Source organism: Streptomyces sp. NPDC003023 (assembly GCF_042888225.1).
Classification (GTDB): domain Bacteria; phylum Actinomycetota; class Actinomycetes; order Streptomycetales; family Streptomycetaceae; genus Streptomyces.
Map to the genome: position 1 here is coordinate 288,516 of NZ_JBIAPL010000001.1, position 16,355 is coordinate 304,870.

The window sequence follows — 16,355 nt, forward strand, 5'->3', positions numbered from 1 at the left end:
AGCGGGTGGCCGGCTGTGCGGTTCAGCGGGCACGGCGGTCGGTGATGAGACGCATCCGGGAGCTCTCGAGCAGGCGGATCATCGCCTTCTCGTCCGAGAACGAGTCGTCGATGCCGAGTGCTTCCGTGTCCAGCAGCCGTGCCAGGACACCGGCCTTGCGCAGGCCGTTGGTGCCCATCACGGTCGACGGGTCGGCGTCGAGGGGGCCCCGGACGTCGACGAGGCGTACGACGATGTCGTCGCGCTGGAAAACGGTGCTGCTGTCGATGTGGGAGCCGGGACTGTCCGCGGCGGCCTCGCCCTGCGTGGCCAGCAGCCGGGCGAGAGCCATCCCGCAGCCGGGCTTTGCCGGGTAGAGGAGCGCGTGCCGCTCCCGCTCGGCGTGCTGTTCTCCGGGCGGAGCCAGGTGGTGGACCGCGGGCAGGGCGGCGCGGGTGAAGAACAGCCGTGCCGACTGCGGGTCGTCGAGGTTCCGGTCCTGCTCCAGATAGGGGTTGATGGCTTCTTCGACCGCCCGGATCTCGGGCTGCCTGGCCACGTGCCGGAGCGCCGCCAGCAGGTCGCCCTGCACCTCGACAGTGCGCACCACACGGTTGCCGTGCATGAACAGCGTGGTGCGGCGCAGCCGCGTGGTGTCGTCGACCTGGGCGCTGGGCGAGGTGTAGCCGGAGAGGATCTCGGCCACCGTCCGCTCGCTGCCGGGCTTGACGGTGAAGGTGAGGGCGTGACGGACGACGCCGTCACCGACCCTCGGCGACGGCTGCAGGCCACCGGCGCTGTGCGTGACGCTCTGGGCGGCGTTCACGCCGGACGTCTCGCGCAGGACGCTGAAGCGCAGCGACCGTGTGTCGCGCACACAGTCGTGCAGCGGCCGCACGGTGTCGACGTGCTCCTCGCTGTTCACCCATGCCAGGAAGGGCGGTGCGCTCTCCCACTCGCTGGTGATGAGCCACTGCGACGGATTCTCGATCGACTGGCACAGCTGGTCGCTGAGGTGACCGGGGACGGCGGCCACCTGATTGCGCATGTGCTCGTACGCCGTGAGAAAGCGCTGCTGGGCGCCGTCCTGGAGATCAAGCAGCAGTACGACCCGGAGCCGTGAGCCGTCGAATGCGGACTGAGACACACGTTCGGACAGCATTGTCATGTTCCACGCATCTCCTTGTCAGTGAGGCCGCCTGCGGCACGACGTCGGCCCTCGGGAGATCCGAGCGAGAAGTTCCGGCGTATGCGGACGGCAATCCACCCTTTGACGCGATGTGGTGGTCCGGCTTCGATCCTGTGTCGGTAACACGGGTGGCGCGAGATGTGTGCACCACGCGGGTGAAGCGGCGAGCCGAAGCCGTGTCGCGCGGGCAGGAAACGCGGGCATGGAGAACGCCAAATCCCTACCGGCGTCTGGAGCTGGAGTAGTCATGGAAGAGAACGCCGAACAACATCGCGTACCGGTCCTGATCGTGGGCGGCTCCCTGGTGGGCCTGTCCGCTTCCCTGTTCCTGGGGCGCCTCGGCATCGGACACGTGCTCGTCGAGAAGCACGCGGGCACCTCTGTCCACCCCCGTGGCCGCGGCAACAACCTGCGCACGATGGAGGTGTTCCGCTCGGCAGGGATGGAGGAACGGATCCGCGAGGCGGCCTCCGTCCTGGCGGACAACCACGGCATCCTGCAGACGCCGGCACTCGCCGTGGCCGACGCCGGTGAGTGGCTGGTCGCACGGATCGATGAGAGGGCCGACGACGGGCCCGGCGGGAAACCGGGTGGCACGGCCGGAGCGAAGCCCGGAGCGGGGCCCGGTGGCACGGCCGGAGCGAAGCCCGGAGCGGGGCCCGGTGACCCGGCCGGCGGGAGGGCCGGCGCGGCACCGGGAGGCAGGGGCCGGCCGGGCCGCCCGCTCAGTCCGTCCGCGTGGTGCGTGTGCAGCCAGAACGACCTGGAGCCCGTGCTGGTGGAAGCCGCCGTCGAACAAGGCGGTGATCTGCGCTTCTCCACCGAACTGCGCTCCTTCGAGCAGGACGGCGAGGGCGTCACCGCCGTCGTCCGCGACCGTGTGACCGGCCGGGACAGCACCGTGCGCGCCGACTACCTGATCGCGGCCGACGGGCCGCGCAGTCCGGTGCGCGAGAGGCTCGGCATCGGGCAGACCGGCCCCGGCGACCTGTTCCACAACGTCAGCATCACCTTCCACTCCCGCGGCCTAGCCCGCCTGGTCGGCGACCGCCGCTTCGTGGTCTGCTACCTGACCGGCCCCGATGCGGAGGGCGCGCTGCTGCCGGTGGACAACGAGGAGATCTGGGTCTTCCACGCACCGTGGCAGTACGACCGGGGCGAGACGCTCGAGGACTTCACGGACGAGCGCTGCGTCGACATCATCCGTGCCGCGGTCGGCGCCCCCGATCTGGACGTCGAGATCACCGGGAAGGCGCCCTGGCACGCCGCGGAACGTGTCGCCGAGCGTTACGGCCGGGGCAGGGTCTTCCTCGCCGGCGACTCCGCGCACGAGATGTCGCCGACCGGGGCGTTCGGCTCCAACACCGGGATCCAGGACGCGCACAACCTCGCCTGGAAGCTCGCCGCCGTACTCGACGGGGCGGCCGGGCCGGGGCTGCTCGACACGTACGAGGCGGAGCGCCGGCCCGTGGCGCAGGCCACCAGCGCCCGCGCCTCCGCGCGCTCCGTCGAGCACAGCCACCCCGGATACGAGCCGGCCCCCGCCGCCGCGGCGGCCGCGGGTCCGCGCGGAGGGCTGCTGCCGGTCGTACTGGGCTACCGGTACACACGCGGCGCGGTCCTCGGCACCGATCCCGAACTCCCCACCGTGCCGGACCGGATGGACCTCTCGGGCGCGCCGGGCACCCGGGCCCCGCACATGTGGCTGCACCGCCCCGGCACCCCGGCCCGCAGGCTGTCCACGCTGGACCTCTACGAGACCTCGTTCGTCCTGCTGACCGGGCCGGGAGGCAAGGACTGGGTCACCGCCGCGGAGATCGTGGCGAGCAGGCTGTCGGTCGGTCTGGACGCGTACCGGGTCGGCGAAGGCCCGGAGGCGGACCTGGTCCCGGAGGCGGGCGCGGACTGGGCCGAGACCCATGGCACGACCTCGGAGGGCGCGGTCCTGGTCCGCCCCGACGGGTTCGTCGCCTGGCGTGCGGCGGCACTGGACCCGGATCCGGAGACGACGCTGCTCACGGCGCTGACGTCGCTGCTGCGGAGGGGATGACAAGGGCGCGGCGGTGCGTCGGAGCGCTGGACGAGGGCGGACGGGACGGCCGGCCCGCGCAGCGGTCCCGTCAGCCCTGCTCCGCCCGCCCGCACGCCTCGTACGCCGCACGGTGCACCGCGCGGGCGATCCGCGCGCCCCACACCGACCGCGGTCCCGCGAAGGACTCGACGCTCCCCGGACCGCCCGGCCGCAGCGCCGCCACGCACACCGCGTCCGTCGGCGTGCCCGACGCGTCCACGCCGAGGTCGCGCAGGGCCTGGACCTTGGCCTCCGTCGCGGTGGCCACCGCGTTGACCAGGGCCGCGTCGGACAGTGCGACGGGCACGGACACCACGATGTTGACGGTTCCGGCCGCGGGCGGGCCGGGCCGCCCGGGCGCGGGCACGGCAGCCCAGCCGCGTACACCGATGCCCGCCGTCACCAGGGCCTCCACGCCCTCGTCAGAGGCGTGGCACCTGTCCCGTACGTGTGCGGCCGTCATCAGGCCGACGCCGTGGCCCGACACCCCGGCAGAGGCCGCGAGTTCGGCCAGGTGTGCGGCGGGGTCGAGGCGCCGGTAGCCGGGCGGGACCTGTGCGTTGAGGACCCAGTCCCGTTCACCGATGCCGCCGCCCAGCAGGGCGCTGGAGACCATCCGCCGGCCCTCGGCCGGTCTCCACAGCAGCATCGGCCAGGTGCCTTCGCCCTCCTGGCGGGACAGCAGCGGCAGGTCGCGCAGGCCGGAGCAGTCGGCGAGATCGGGGGCGGCGAGGAGCATTGCCGCACCCTAACCCGACCAGACGGACAGCCGGACAGGGCGGCCCCCCACCGGCCGCAGGCTGGCGGACTCACGGGCGGATCCCGGCCCGGACCTGCCGGGTTGGGTCGGGATGGACCTGGGCGGATGCGAGTGTGCTTTCAAGTAGTTCGTGAAGCAGAAGCTGGGGTCCGGGTCGTATACGGCTGCCGCCATCAGCGGGACGAACCACTCGTCGGGCAGACTCGCACGTTCGAGCAGGGGCTTACGCACCGCATGGGCAAGGTGGCGGGCATGCCGGTCCTCCGGCTCCATACCGACGTCTTCGATGCCCAGCAGCTGGGCCGGCTCTGTCACGCATGTCAGGAATGAACGCGGTTTTATGCCGCTCTGCTCGGCCACGGCAGCATTCTGGACCGGCCACGTCGGCAGGCAGGTGCTTGCCTTCACCGCGCAACCGTGCCCCTCGCGCCTGCGCATCGCGTGGACCTGTGACGGTACGTCGCTGACGATCGACGTGCGGGAACACGAATCCGGGAACGTGGACACGCACACGCTCGCGTGCCAGCTCGAGGGCCGGGCACGCGCGCTCGGGGCAACGGTGGACCTCGATGCCGTGGCGGACTGGGGGAGCCGTGCGAGCATCTCCCTTCCGCTCGACCCGCCGGCCTCGCGCACCGGTGTGAACAGACTGTCGAGCCTCAACCCCCGGGAACGTGCGGTCCTTCAGCTTCTCGCACAGGGCAAGCGGAACAAGGCCATCGCGGAGGCCCTCAAAGTCACCGAGAGCACGGTCAAGTTCCACGTCACCGGAGTGCTGAGGAAGCTCGAGGTCGGTTCACGGGGCGAGGCCGCGGCACTGGCTCTGAACGGACACGCCACGGGCTCAGCGGCCGGGCTCCGGGAAGACGGCTGACCGTGCGGTCCGGGCCCGTTGCCGCTATTCCAGCGGAGGCAGGTTCTCCGGCGGGAGCGACGGTCCGAGGTCGGCACGCGGCTCCGTGGAGACCACCCGGGGCGGTGGCCACTGGACGCCCTTGGGCGGCCACGCCTGGCCCGTCCGCTCAAGGAACCACTGCGGCGGCTCGTACAGCGGCAGCTGGTAGTCCTTGGGCAGCATGCTGTTCCACTTGACCTTCTTCGTGCGGCGTTCGAACTCGTCCTTCATCTCCGCCACGACGGTCGGCTGAGTGAGCAGGTCGATCGTGGTGCCGGCCAGGTACCTGGCGGCGGCCAGGGTCGCGAGGTGCCCGGGGCTGAAGGCGCCGCACGCCGTGCGGTGCCACGAGTGGTTGAACGTCCCCGACGGCTCGTGCCCGGTGCTCATCGAGATCGTCGGCACCTGCCAGCTGATGTCCGCGACGTCGGTGGATCCGCCGCCCATGAAGACCGGGGCCGGGGGCCGCAGGTCACTGATCGTCTCGGAGAATCCTTTCTCCTCCGCGCCGTTCGCGCGCTGCAGCGCCTTGCCGAACCGGTGATCGGCCTCCGAGAACTTCGGTGCCCCGATCTGCGTCATATTGGCGTGCATCAGCTCCGCGCCGCGCTTGTTGCCGAGCTTGTTCCACACGCCCGCGACGGTGCGGCGCTCCATGCGGGTGCCGGTGGCGAGGGCAGCCGCCTCGGCGCACTTGGTGACCCTGTCCATCAGGATCCTCGCGCGCTCCGGGCTGCCTTCGCGCGCGAAGAACCAGATGGTCGACAGGGTCGGATAGACGTTCGGGGCCTGACCCGTCTGCCGGACCGCGTGGTGCAGCCGGCCGGTGTGGGCCATGCCGCTCTCGCGGATGAATTCCGTCAGCATGGCCATCGCCTCCACCGCGTCCTGCGTGGACCTGGCGCCCAGCGGGGACCCGCCGTGGCCGTCGGTGCCCAGGAAGTGGAAGACCGTGCTGTACAGGGCGTTGCTCGAACCCCAGCCGGTGCTGTTGCTGCTGCCCGGGTGCCAGTCCACGAAGGCGTCCAGCCCCTTGTAGACACCGGCCCGCACCGCGACGGATTTCCCGACGAGCTGCTCCTCGGCGGTGGAGCCGAAGAACTTGAGGGTGCCGTCGAGGTTCCGGCGCTTCATCGCGTCGGCCACCGCGGCCGCGGCCCCGGCAGCGGCGGCACCGAGGGAGTTGTGGCCGCAACCGTGCCCGTAGCCGTACGTCGGGGAGTACGGGTCGTGGTTGTACGTCAGCGGCGAGTGCTCCGCTTTTCCCTTCTCCTGTGAGAGGCCGGGCAGCGCGTCGTACTCGCCGCTGAACCCGATGACCGGGGAGCCGCTGCCGTTGCTGAACGTCGCGACGAAGGCCGTGGGCATCCCGCCCGAACCCCACTCGATCGTAAAGCCGTTGGCCGCCAGGAACTGCGCCTCGGCCCACGAGGAGTTCCACTCCGCCAGCGACGGCTCGGCGAACTCCCAGATGCGGTCGTTCAGACCGAGGATCTGCTCGGAGCGGCGGTCGATCCAGGACAGCGCCACGTCTTTGGCCTTCGAGTCGGCGGCCAGGCGGGTCGGCGCCTCGTAGTCCGCCGTGTTGGACGGCACGGTCTTGGGATCGAGCGCCAGGTCGGACGCCGCTGCCGCCGCCGGATCCGCCAGCAGGCCTGGGCCGGCCGCCAGTCCGGCGCCGGCGGCAGCGAGCAGCCCCATCATGTCCCGGCGGCTGAAGCCGGAGGATTCTATGTGGTCGGTCTCACACACGTGACAACTCCCCTCACTGAAGTGACAAGAGGACCACTACGTGCCGCGCTGCGGGACGAGGGAACCGCGCAGGACCGCGTGATCGGCGGCTGCCGAAGCGATGCCTTCGAGTCCGTGTACCGGCGGCGTTGTGGTGACCCGTCTGACCAGCCGGCGCTTCGGGCGCCGCCCGTCCCCGCTCTGTCCGTCAACCTGAGATCTTCGCCGGCTCCACTGCCGGCTTCCCACTCGCTGAGCCGGAGGGACGTCCCACTGCTCTCCCGAGTCGCCTCGGCACGGCAGTGCTTGTGCCTCGTTGCTCTCTTCGCGCCCGCGCAGAGGGGGCTCTTCCGTGAGCCCTCGATCAGCTATCCGGAATCCAACACTCAGCGTGGCGGGACGTCAACCCTTCGTGCAAGCGCTTTCTGATTCCGATGCGGCAGCCCGCCGAACCGGCCGGCGCGACGGATGGTGAGCGGTCGCCGCGTGCACCACTGCGTTTGTGGCTGGTGACGGCGGCGATGCACGGTCCGTTCGGCGCTCAGCAGCGCGGTAGACGGCGCGTTCGGGTGTGTTCGTCCGCTCTTCTCGGTCGTGGAGGCAGGTCGCTCGGGCCGGACGCTCCGAGGACCGGACAGCCAAGACGACCTCGACGCCCAAGCCCTTCTGATACGGGATACGGCCCTGACCGAAAGGGGGACTCATCCCGCGCGATCCGTGATCCTTCGGGGCGGCATGCCCGGGCGGCCTACTGCAGTTCGCTGAAGCGTTCGGTCTCGCGGGTGCGGCCCGCAACGATGATGGTGTCGTCGGCACGGACCAGCGTGTCGGCGGTCGCGTACGTGAAACCCTCGCCTGGGCGTTTGATGGCGACCACGGTCAGCCCGTAGCGGGTGCGGATCGCGCTGTCGCCGAGGCGTTTGCCGACGACATCGGCGGGCGGGTTGGTCTTGGCCATGGCGAAGTCATCCTCGAACTCGATGTAGTCGAGCATCCGGCCGCGCACCAGGTGCGCGACACGCTGGCCCATGTCGTGCTCCGGGTAAACGACGTGGTGGACGCCCAGTTGGGTGAGGATGCGCCCGTGGGCCTCACTGATCGCCTTGGCCCACACGTCCCGAATACCGAAGGAAACCAGCAGGGAGGCTGTCAGAATGCTGGCCTCGAGGTCGGTTCCGATGGCGACGACGGCACGGTTGAACTCGTGAACGGCCAGTTGACGGAGCACGTCCTCCTTGGTGGAGTCGGCCCGGACCACGTGAGTGAGGGAGCCGGACAACTGCTGCACGAGTTCCGGGTTCTCGTCGATGCCGAGGACCTCGGTGTCCTCGTCGACGAGTTCGAGCGCCAGCGCGCGTCCGAAGCGGCCCAGTCCGATGACCACGACGGAGTCGTTCCGGGCGATGCGGCGGGTTCGGTGGCTGCGGTTCCTAGCCAATGACGGGTCGCTCCTCGGGCAGGTCGTACAGGCGGACGCGCTGGCGCAGGGCGAGCGCGGAGGCGACGGTGATGGGTCCGAGGCGGCCGATGAACATCAGTGCGATCAGCAGGACCTGCTGCGCAGTGGGCAGGTCCGCAGTGATGCCGGTGGACAGGCCGACGGTGGCGAAGGCGGAAATGACCTCGAACAGTGACTGGTCGAGGTTGATGTCGGTGAAGACCATGAACACCACCGTGGAGCCGACGACGGCGGCCACCGACAGCAGGACGACGGTCAGTGCCTGGCGCTGGGTGTCACCGTGCAGGCGGCGGTGGAAGATGTTGACCGCGCTCTCGCCGCGCACTTCGGCGTACAGGACGAAGAACAGCACGGCGAACGTGGTGATCTTGATGCCGCCGGCGGTGCCGGCGCTCGCTCCCCCGACGAACATCAGGACGTCCATTCCCAGCCAGCTGGCCGGGTTCATCTGTGCGGTATCGATGCTGTTGAAACCTGCGGTACGGGGCATCACGCCCTGGAAGAAGCCGGCCAGGAGCTTGCCGGGTGTGTCGAGCGGCCCGAGTGTCGCGGGGTTGGTCCATTCGATCGCGGTGATGAACGCGCTGCCGCCGACCAGGAAGATTGCGCTCGCCCACACCACGATCTTGGTGTGCAGCGACCACGACCACGGCTTGCGCCAGCGGCGCCGTAGCTCGAACAGGACGGGGAACCCCAAACCGCCGGCGATGACCGCGCAGGCGATCGGCAGGCAGATCCAGGTATCGGTGACGAAGCCCATCAGACTGTCCGAGTAGAGGGCGAAGCCGGCGTTGTTGAACGCGGAAACGGCGTGGAAGACACCCAGCCACAGTGCGCGCGGCCACGAGTTGTCGTAGCCGATGGCGAAACGCAGCATCAGCGTCAGCGCAGTGATCGCTTCCAGCAGCAGGCTGACTTTGACCACGCCGAAGACGACCGACCGAACGTCGCCCAGTCTCAGAGTCTTGGTCTCGGTCGCAGCGGTCAGCCGGGCCCTCAGCCCGATCCGGCGAGAGACGAGCACCACCAGCAGGGAGGCGAACGTCATGATTCCCAGGCCGCCGATCTGGATCAGGCACAGAATCACGACCTGTCCGAACCCGGTCCAGTAGACGGGGGTGTCGACCACGATCAGCCCGGTCACGCACACCGCGGAAACCGACGTGAACAGGGCTTCCAGCAAACTCGCCCCGCCAGGCCCCCGTCTGGCGACCGGAAGCATCAGCAGCACGGTGCCGACCACGACTGCCACTGCAAACCCGGCCACCACGACCTGCGCCGGATGCCGCAGACGCGGCCAGCGCCCACTCACCACCGCAACTCCATACCGGCGCCGGACCACAGTTCGATCATTCGCACTGGACGACGATAGCCATCCAAACGCCCTCCTTATGCGAGCGCCGCACTCCCATACGCAGCCCTGACGCCCAAGCGCCACCACGTGCGTGATGCTGTCCCCCACGGCTGTCTCATGACCTGTCCGCGCACCCGGTCGACGACAGCAGACCCCCAGTGACGCTCGAGGGCACGTAGTCGGATCCGGCACCACGGGGAACCGGCGACGCGATCCAACCGCCGCACCTCGAAAGCCGACCTGCGACGGCCGGCCTCGCTGCTTCCGCCCTCGTGCCCACCCGCAGGACTGCCGCCCCTCGCGCGCCCACGCCCGGGGGACGCGATGCGCGTCACCGCGGAGCCGTGGGTGCGGGTGCGGGTGATTACGGTCTGATGGACGCCCGTCTGCTCGGTGACGCCGAGTTGGTCGAGGCCCCGTCAGCGGCGGTCGTGGTCACGGTGAGGCCGGGGCAGCGGGCCCGCAGCCGTTCAAGGACTATGCGGCGGTCGTGCTCACACGGATCAGGGTCTGCTGGCCATTCGCGACGAGCTTGCGGGCGCCGTCGGCTCGGACGTCACCTCGGGGCGGGCCGGGAGCACGATGTGTACCCGGCCAGGGCCGATGTGAGCGAGACGGGCGCCGAGATGGGACATCAGGCCCTGCCGATCGAAGCTGTCCCGGACGCGCTTTTGCACCGCGGGGCTCGCCTGTTCCTGCTGCATCCGGTCTTCACCTGCGTGATCTCCTTCGGGTCCGTGTCGGGCGGCGGGGCTTCAGCGGGCCAGGCGTTCCACCAGCAGGAGGGCGCCGATGGCGATCATCATGGCACCGCTGATGCGGGTGACGATCCGGGCGGCCGAGGGTCGGGTGCTCAGGACGGTGCGGGCGAGGACGCCGACGGCGAGGTAGACGACGGCGCACGCGGTGAGGTGCACCGTGCTGAGCAGCCCGGTCTGCGCGGCGACCGGCCAACCGGTGGCCGGGTCGATGAACTGCGGGAACAGCGAGAAGTACAGCAGCAGCGCCTTCGGGTTCAGGCCGCTGATCCCGAACCCCTTCAGCAGGACCTGTAGGTGGGAGGCGTCCGTTCTCTCACCAGCGGCCGCTGGAACGGCCGGCCGGCGCAGGACTCCCCACCCGAGCCACAACAGGTAGCCGGCGCCCGCCACTGTCAGGGCGGTGAGCGCGGTCGGGGAGCTCGCCACGATCACCGCCAGGCCCGCGACGGCCACGAGCGCGTAGGCGGCGTGTCCGGCGATCAGTCCGGTGACGGCCGGGACGACCGAGCGCCCTCGCAGTCCGGCGGAGATCGCATAGGCCCAGTCCGCGCCCGGAGTGAAGACCAGCAGCAGGTCAACCGTCAGAAAGGCTGCCAGCGTCGTCGTGTCCATCGATCATTCCCTCTCGCGTCTTGCTCTGGAGGGAACGCTAGGTCGGATTTGCCCGAAGGTGTTTGCGTATTTACCTCATGATCGCGGAGTTCGGGGGAGAATCTTCTCCATGGACGCCTTGAACCGGAAGATTCTTACCGAGCTGCAGCTCGACGGCCGCCTGACGGTCACCGAGCTGGCCGCTCGCGTGCAGCTCAGCGTCTCGCCCTGCCACCGCAGGCTGCGCGACCTCGAACGCGAGGGCGCGATCCGCGGCTACCGGGCCGTCGTCGACCCGGCGGCCGTCGGCCTGAACTTCGAGGCCCTCGTCTTCGTCACGCTGCGCTGGGAGACGCCCGACACCGTCACCGCCTTCGAAGAGGCCGTGGCCGCCGTCCCGCACGTGCTCCAGGCGCAGCGCCTGTTCGGTGAGCCCGACTACCTGCTGCGGGTCGCGACCACCGATCTGGCCTCCTTCCAGGAGCTGTACGACCAGCAGCTCGCCCGCCTCCCCGGCGTCCAGCGCCTGACATCCACCCTCGTCATGAAGAACGTCGTCCAGGACAGGCCGCTGCCCGAATGAGCCGCGCCCGGTCCCAGGCGGCCTGGTTCTCGTGGCGAAGCTCGCGACGAACACCGTTCTGCCGGAAGCCGTTGCCGCTGACCGGCGGGTCAAAAAGCACATGGCCGGCGGCGCGCTGACGCGGACCGTCACCTTGATCGGAGCGGTGCGGTGCGCGGGCCCCGGAGAAGGCCGGTCGGCAGCGGAAGGCCGTCGTACGCCACACTGATGGCCGAACATTCGACAGCGCCGTCGAATCCGCCACGAACGACGTGATCCTGGCCGAGGTGAACGGCGGGCAGGTGGCCGGCCGTACAGGTCGCAGGCAGCGACACCCCGGCCGGCGTCGCCGCACCGTCCGACGCCATGGCAGGAAGGGACATCTGTGACACCGTCATCCCCGAAGGACCGACTCGCCTCGCTCCGTGCCGAACTCGAGCGGCGCAACCCGGCACAGCCCGAGTTCCACCAGGCAGCGCGGGAGGTGCTGGACACCCTGGCGCCCGTGTTCGCCGCCCGTCCCGAGTACGCGCGGGCGGGCATCGTCGAGCGGCTCTGCGAGCCGGAGCGGCAGATCATCTTCCGGGTGCCGTGGCAGGACGATCGCGGCGCGGTCCACGTCAACCGCGGATTCCGCGTCGAGTTCAACAGCGCCCTCGGGCCGTACAAGGGCGGGCTGCGCTTCCATCCGTCGGTGAACCTTGGCGTCGTGAAGTTCCTCGGCTTCGAGCAGATCTTCAAGAACGCCTTGACCGGTCTGGGCATCGGCGGCGGCAAGGGCGGCAGCGACTTCGACCCGCACGGCCGGTCGGACGCGGAGGTCATGCGGTTCTGCCAGTCGTTCATGACGGAGCTGTACCGGCACATCGGCGAGCACACCGACGTGCCCGCGGGCGACATCGGCGTCGGCACGCGGGAGATCGGCTACCTCTTCGGCCAGTACCGCCGCATCACCAACCGCTGGGAGGCGGGCGTCCTCACCGGCAAGGGGCAGAGCTGGGGCGGGTCCGCGATCCGCACCCAGGCCACCGGCTACGGCAGTGTGCTGTTCGCGGCCGAGATGCTGAAGCCGCGCGGCGAGGACCTCGAGGGCCAGGCCGCCGTCGTGTCCGGCTCCGGCAACGTCGCCATCTACACGATCGAGAAGCTCCTCCGCAGCGGCGCCCACCCCCTGACCTGCTCGGACTCCGGCGGCTACGTCGTCGACGAGAAGGGCATCGACGTCGAACTCCTCAAGCAGCTCAAGGAGGTCGAGCGGGCCCGGATCAGCGAGTACGCGGCGCGGCGCGGCGCCTCGGCCCGCTACGTGCCGGGCGGCAGCGTCTGGGACGTGCCCGCCGACCTGGCATTCCCCTCCGCCACCCAGAACGAGCTCGGGGAGGCGGACGCGGTCACCCTGGTGCGCAACGGGGTCAAGGCCGTCGCCGAGGGGGCCAACATGCCCACCACGCCGGAGGCGATCAGGGTTCTGCAGGAGGCCGGCGTGGCCTTCGGACCCGGCAAGGCGGCCAATGCCGGGGGAGTCGCCGTCAGCGCTCTCGAGATGCGGCAGAACGCGGCCCGGGACACCTGGACCGCGGACCGCGTCGAGGACGAGCTGGCGGCCATCATGCGGGACATCCACCGCGTGTGCCACGAGACCGCCGACCGCTACGGCGCCCCCGGCGACTATGTGACGGGCGCGAACATCGCCGGTTTCGAGCGGGTCGCCGACGCGATGCTCGCCCAGGGTCTCGTCTGACGGGCCGCCGCGGGCGCGAAGGGCCGCTCGGGGTGCCGTTCAGGGGGTGAAAAGGACCTTCACGGCTCCGTCGTTCTTCTTCTGGAACATCTCGTAGGCGGCCGGAGCCTGTGTGAGCGGCACGCGGTGGGTGGCGAACCTCTCCACTCCGAGCGGATCCCCTTCCGTGACGAGTGGCAGCAGGTCGTCCACCCACCGCCAGACGTTGGCCTGCCCCATCCGCAGCTGCACCTGCTTGTCGAACATGGTCAGCAGTGGCATCGGGTCGGCCATGCCGCCGTAGACGCCGGACAGCGAGATGGTGCCGCCGCGGCGTACGAGTTCGATCGCCAGATGCAGCGCCGAGAGGGAGTCGATGCCGACGCGTTCCATCATCCTGGCGGCGAGCGCGTCGGGCAGCAGGGTGGTCATCTGCTGGGCGCCCTTGGTCACCGGAGAACCGTGCGCCTCCATGCCGACGGCGTCGATGACGGAGTCGGGACCGCGCCCGTCGGTCAGGTCACGGACCGCGTCGACGATCTTGTCGCCGTACTCCTCCAGGTCGAAGGTGCGCACGCCGTGCTCCTTCGCCCGTGCCAGCCGCTCCGGCACCCGGTCGATGCCGATCACCAGCCCCGCGCCGCGGTGTGCGGCGACCCGTGTGCACATGTCGCCGATCGGTCCGAGGCCCAGCACCACCACGGAGCCTCCGGGCGGCACGGAGGCGTACTCGACCGCCTGCCAGGAGGTGGGCAGCACATCGGAGAGGTAGACGAACCTGTCGTCCGGCGGGCCCTGCGGGACCTTGATGGGCAGGGTGTTGCCGAACGGCACCCGCAGGTACTCGGCCTGGCCGCCGGGCACCTGGCCGTAGAGCTTCGTGTACCCGAACAGCGACGCGCCCTTGCCGTGCTCGTGCACCTGCGTGGTCTCGCACTGCGAGTGCAGTCCCTGCGCGCACATGAAGCACGTCCCGCACGACACGTTGAAGGGCACGACGACACGGTCGCCGGGACGTACACGGGTGACTTCGGAGCCCACTTCCTCGACGATCCCCATCGGTTCGTGCCCGAGGATGTCGCCCGCGTCGATGAACGGCCCGAAGAGCTCGTACAGATGCAGGTCCGAACCGCACAGCCCGGACGTCGTCACCTTGACGATCACATCGGTCGACTCACGGATCCGGGGATCGGGGACGGTGTCCACGCGGACGTCGCGCTTTCCGTGCCAGGTCAGTGCTTTCATCATGCCTCCTCGTCCTCACGCTTCTTCCGCGGCCGGTCTCCGGAGCCGGGTTCGGCCATGCCGCGGTGGGCCGCGGCCTTGAGTCTGTCCGGGAGCACCTTGTTCGCGAGCCCTTGCGCCTTCGTCTTCGCCGAGCCCGCGACGATCTTGTCCACGCCGGACATGAGGGCGTCCAGACCCTGCTCGGCCACCTGCGCCGGATCGTCCTTGTCCTGCTGTCCGACCCTGGTGTCGCCCATGTCGGCCCGGCGGAAGAAGTCCGTCTCCGTCGGGCCGGGCATCAGCGAGGTGACGGTGACTCCGGTGTCCTCGAGTTCGTTCCGCAGCGCCTGCGCGAAGGACTGGAGAAACGATTTCGAGGCGTTGTAGACCGCCTGGAAGGAGCCCGGCATGGTCGCGGCGATGGACGACGTGATGAGGAGCCGCCCCTCGTCCATGTCGGTCATGTCCCCCAGCAGCCGCTTGGCCAGGTGCACGGTCGACCTGACATTGAGGTCCACGACCGAGAGCTCGTCGGCGAGGTCGGTGTCCACGAAAGCGCCGCCCCGGCCGATGCCGGCGTTGAGCGCGGCGACCGCGACCGGCCGGCCCGTCGCGGTGATCGCCGCGTAGAGCCGTTCGGTCTCGTCGTAGTCGCGCAGGTCCGCCCGGACCGCCTGGACGGCCGCCCCGGCGGCGCGCACCCGCTCGGCGGCCTCATGGAGCCGTGCGTCGTCCTCGGCGTTGACGATCAGGTCGAAACCGCGCTCGGCGAGCTGTCGTGCCAGTTCGTAGCCGATGCCGCTGGACGCACCGGTGACAACGGCCAGGGGTCTGATGTCGGTCATGCAGCGACGGGTACCCACCCGCGTTCCTTTCACCGGCCGGCTGCGCGGCGGGGTCCCCGCTCACGTTCCGTGGCTCACTCGAATGCAGTACGTGAACCGCGCCCCGCCTCCTGAAGCGTCCGACGCTGATGACCGACGCACGACACGTACCCGACGCACCGCCCGTACGGAGGAGATCGAATGAACGCCGCCTTCTCACGCACCTGGAAACACGCAGTCGTCACCGGCGGGGCGGGCTTCGTCGGCTCGCACCTGTGCACGGCACTGCTGGACTCCGGTACCGCGGTCACCTGCGTCGACGACCTCAGCACGGGACGGCCGGAGAACGTGGCCGCGCTGCGCGACCGCCCCGGTTTCGAGTTCGTGCGTGCCAGCGTCTCGGAGCCGTTCACCGTCGACCGGCCTCCCGACCTGGTCCTGCACTTCGCCTCCCCGGCATCGCCCGCCGACTACCTGCGGCTGCCGCTGCACACCATGGAGGCGGGCAGCCTCGGCACCCGCAACGCTCTGGCACTCGCCCACGCCTTCGGAGCCCGCTTTCTGCTGGCCTCCACCTCCGAGGTCTACGGCGACCCCCAGCAGCACCCGCAGAACGAGCGCTACTGGGGCAACGTCAACCCGGTCGGCCCCCGGAGCGTGTACGACGAGGCGAAGCGCTTCGGCGAGGCACTGACCACCGCGCAGGCCGACGCACACGGCACGGACACCGGCATCGTGCGCCTGTTCAACACCTACGGCCCCCGGATGCGCGGCTACGACGGCCGCGCGGTCCCCACCTTCGTCCGCCAGGCGCTGGCGGGCGAGCCCCTCACCGTCACCGGTGACGGCCGCCAGACCCGGTCCCTCTGCTACGTCGACGACACCGTACGAGGCATCCTCGCAGCGGCCGCCCACGGGCTGCGGGGCCCGGTGAACATCGGCAATCCGACCGAGATCACCATGCTCGACCTCGCCCGCCTCGTCGTCGAACTCGCCGGATCCGCCTCCGAGGTCCGCTTCATCGAACGGCCGACGGACGATCCCGCCGTGCGCTGCCCGGACATCACCCTCGCCCGCGACAAGCTCGAGTGGGAGCCCGTGGTCGGTGCCGAGGAGGGCCTGCGTCGCACCATCGCCTGGTTCCGCGAGCGGGCCGACTGACCCACGCAACGACTGCCCGGACGCCTGTGCGGCCGGGGCCCCCGGCACGCGCCGGGGCAGCCTCGGACGCG

At 70.2% G+C, this 16,355-nt stretch carries 13 protein-coding genes and 1 pseudogene; 5 read left to right on the forward strand and 9 right to left on the reverse strand.

Translation table 11 applies throughout. The annotated features are described in order from the left end of the window. Nucleotides 1-22 precede the first annotated feature (22 nt). The gene (locus ACFYV1_RS01070; RefSeq protein ID WP_389393219.1) at nt 23-1,147 is read right to left on the reverse strand and encodes a SchA/CurD-like domain-containing protein; all 1,125 of its coding nucleotides are present in this window, start codon (nt 1,145-1,147) and stop codon (nt 23-25) included. A gap of 268 nt (nt 1,148-1,415) precedes the next feature. Here ACFYV1_RS01070 and ACFYV1_RS01075 point away from each other — a divergent pair, with 268 nt between their 5' ends. After that, complete coding sequence (locus ACFYV1_RS01075; RefSeq protein WP_389393220.1) at nt 1,416-3,218, forward strand: FAD-dependent oxidoreductase; 1,803 nt, start codon at nt 1,416-1,418, stop codon at nt 3,216-3,218. A 70-nt stretch (nt 3,219-3,288) separates the two neighbouring features. Here ACFYV1_RS01075 and ACFYV1_RS01080 read toward each other — a convergent pair whose 3' ends face one another. Beyond that, entirely contained in the window at nt 3,289-3,978 is a 690-nt protein-coding gene (locus ACFYV1_RS01080; protein ID WP_389393221.1) for an adenosylcobinamide amidohydrolase, read from the reverse strand. Between the two features lie 361 nt (nt 3,979-4,339). Here ACFYV1_RS01080 and ACFYV1_RS01085 point away from each other — a divergent pair, with 361 nt between their 5' ends. Continuing rightward, nucleotides 4,340-4,873 carry a helix-turn-helix transcriptional regulator gene (locus ACFYV1_RS01085; protein WP_389393222.1) on the forward strand — a complete coding sequence of 178 codons (534 nt, stop codon included), beginning with the start codon at nt 4,340-4,342 and terminating at the stop codon, nt 4,871-4,873. Between the two features lie 24 nt (nt 4,874-4,897). Here the strand turns inward: ACFYV1_RS01085 and ACFYV1_RS01090 are convergent, their stop codons facing one another. From ACFYV1_RS01090 to ACFYV1_RS01110, 5 genes and pseudogenes are all read right to left on the reverse strand, one after another. After that, entirely contained in the window at nt 4,898-6,646 is a 1,749-nt protein-coding gene (locus tag ACFYV1_RS01090; RefSeq protein WP_389393223.1) for an amidohydrolase, read from the reverse strand. A 727-nt stretch (nt 6,647-7,373) separates the two neighbouring features. Then, nucleotides 7,374-8,063 (reverse strand): potassium channel family protein, encoded by a 690-nt coding sequence (locus tag ACFYV1_RS01095; RefSeq protein WP_389393224.1) that lies wholly within the window; start codon nt 8,061-8,063, stop codon nt 7,374-7,376. Further along, nucleotides 8,056-9,396, reverse strand: coding sequence for a TrkH family potassium uptake protein (locus tag ACFYV1_RS01100; protein ID WP_389394538.1), 1,341 nt, complete (start codon nt 9,394-9,396; stop codon nt 8,056-8,058). The genes ACFYV1_RS01095 and ACFYV1_RS01100 overlap by 8 nt, the downstream gene beginning before the upstream one ends. Before the next feature lie 590 nt (nt 9,397-9,986). Beyond that, nucleotides 9,987-10,142, reverse strand: a pseudogene (locus ACFYV1_RS01105) (DUF4442 domain-containing protein); the annotation flags it as partial. Nucleotides 10,143-10,193: 51 nt separating this feature from the next. After that, on the reverse strand, nt 10,194-10,811 hold the full coding sequence (locus ACFYV1_RS01110; protein WP_389393225.1) for a LysE family translocator: 618 nt from the start codon (nt 10,809-10,811) through the stop codon (nt 10,194-10,196). A gap of 109 nt (nt 10,812-10,920) precedes the next feature. On the opposite strand from ACFYV1_RS01110, the gene ACFYV1_RS01115 reads away from it, so the two are divergent. After that, on the forward strand, nt 10,921-11,373 hold the full coding sequence (locus ACFYV1_RS01115) for an Lrp/AsnC family transcriptional regulator (RefSeq protein ID WP_389393226.1): 453 nt from the start codon (nt 10,921-10,923) through the stop codon (nt 11,371-11,373). 364 nt (nt 11,374-11,737) lie between these two features. Beyond that, a complete protein-coding gene (gene gdhA, locus ACFYV1_RS01120) occupies nt 11,738-13,093 on the forward strand; it encodes an NADP-specific glutamate dehydrogenase (protein WP_389393227.1) in 1,356 nt (451 codons plus the stop codon). 39 nt (nt 13,094-13,132) lie between these two features. On the opposite strand, the gene ACFYV1_RS01125 is transcribed toward gdhA, so the two are convergent. Both ACFYV1_RS01125 and ACFYV1_RS01130 read right to left on the reverse strand, forming a co-directional pair. Next, complete coding sequence (locus tag ACFYV1_RS01125; RefSeq protein WP_389394539.1) at nt 13,133-14,317, reverse strand: zinc-dependent alcohol dehydrogenase; 1,185 nt, start codon at nt 14,315-14,317, stop codon at nt 13,133-13,135. Then, nucleotides 14,317-15,144, reverse strand: coding sequence for an SDR family NAD(P)-dependent oxidoreductase (locus tag ACFYV1_RS01130; RefSeq protein WP_389393228.1), 828 nt, complete (start codon nt 15,142-15,144; stop codon nt 14,317-14,319). The genes ACFYV1_RS01125 and ACFYV1_RS01130 overlap by 1 nt, the downstream gene beginning before the upstream one ends. A gap of 180 nt (nt 15,145-15,324) precedes the next feature. Here ACFYV1_RS01130 and ACFYV1_RS01135 point away from each other — a divergent pair, with 180 nt between their 5' ends. Beyond that, a complete protein-coding gene (locus ACFYV1_RS01135; RefSeq protein WP_389393229.1) occupies nt 15,325-16,284 on the forward strand; it encodes an NAD-dependent epimerase/dehydratase family protein in 960 nt (319 codons plus the stop codon). Nucleotides 16,285-16,355 lie beyond the last annotated feature (71 nt).

Bases quoted from the DNA above. Each gene is read 5' to 3' on its own strand.
- ACFYV1_RS01075 (WP_389393220.1), top strand. From the start codon at position 1,416: ATGGAAGAGAACGCCGAACAACATCGCGTACCGGTCCTGATCGTGGGC.
- ACFYV1_RS01085 (WP_389393222.1), top strand. From the start codon at position 4,340: ATGCCGCTCTGCTCGGCCACGGCAGCATTCTGGACCGGCCACGTCGGC.
- ACFYV1_RS01115 (WP_389393226.1), top strand. From the start codon at position 10,921: ATGGACGCCTTGAACCGGAAGATTCTTACCGAGCTGCAGCTCGACGGC.
- ACFYV1_RS01110 (WP_389393225.1), bottom strand. From the start codon at position 10,811: ATGGACACGACGACGCTGGCAGCCTTTCTGACGGTTGACCTGCTGCTG.
- ACFYV1_RS01125 (WP_389394539.1), bottom strand. From the start codon at position 14,317: ATGAAAGCACTGACCTGGCACGGAAAGCGCGACGTCCGCGTGGACACC.
- ACFYV1_RS01135 (WP_389393229.1), top strand. From the start codon at position 15,325: ATGAACGCCGCCTTCTCACGCACCTGGAAACACGCAGTCGTCACCGGC.
- ACFYV1_RS01130 (WP_389393228.1), bottom strand. From the start codon at position 15,144: ATGACCGACATCAGACCCCTGGCCGTTGTCACCGGTGCGTCCAGCGGC.
- ACFYV1_RS01070 (WP_389393219.1), bottom strand. From the start codon at position 1,147: ATGACAATGCTGTCCGAACGTGTGTCTCAGTCCGCATTCGACGGCTCA.
- ACFYV1_RS01080 (WP_389393221.1), bottom strand. From the start codon at position 3,978: ATGCTCCTCGCCGCCCCCGATCTCGCCGACTGCTCCGGCCTGCGCGAC.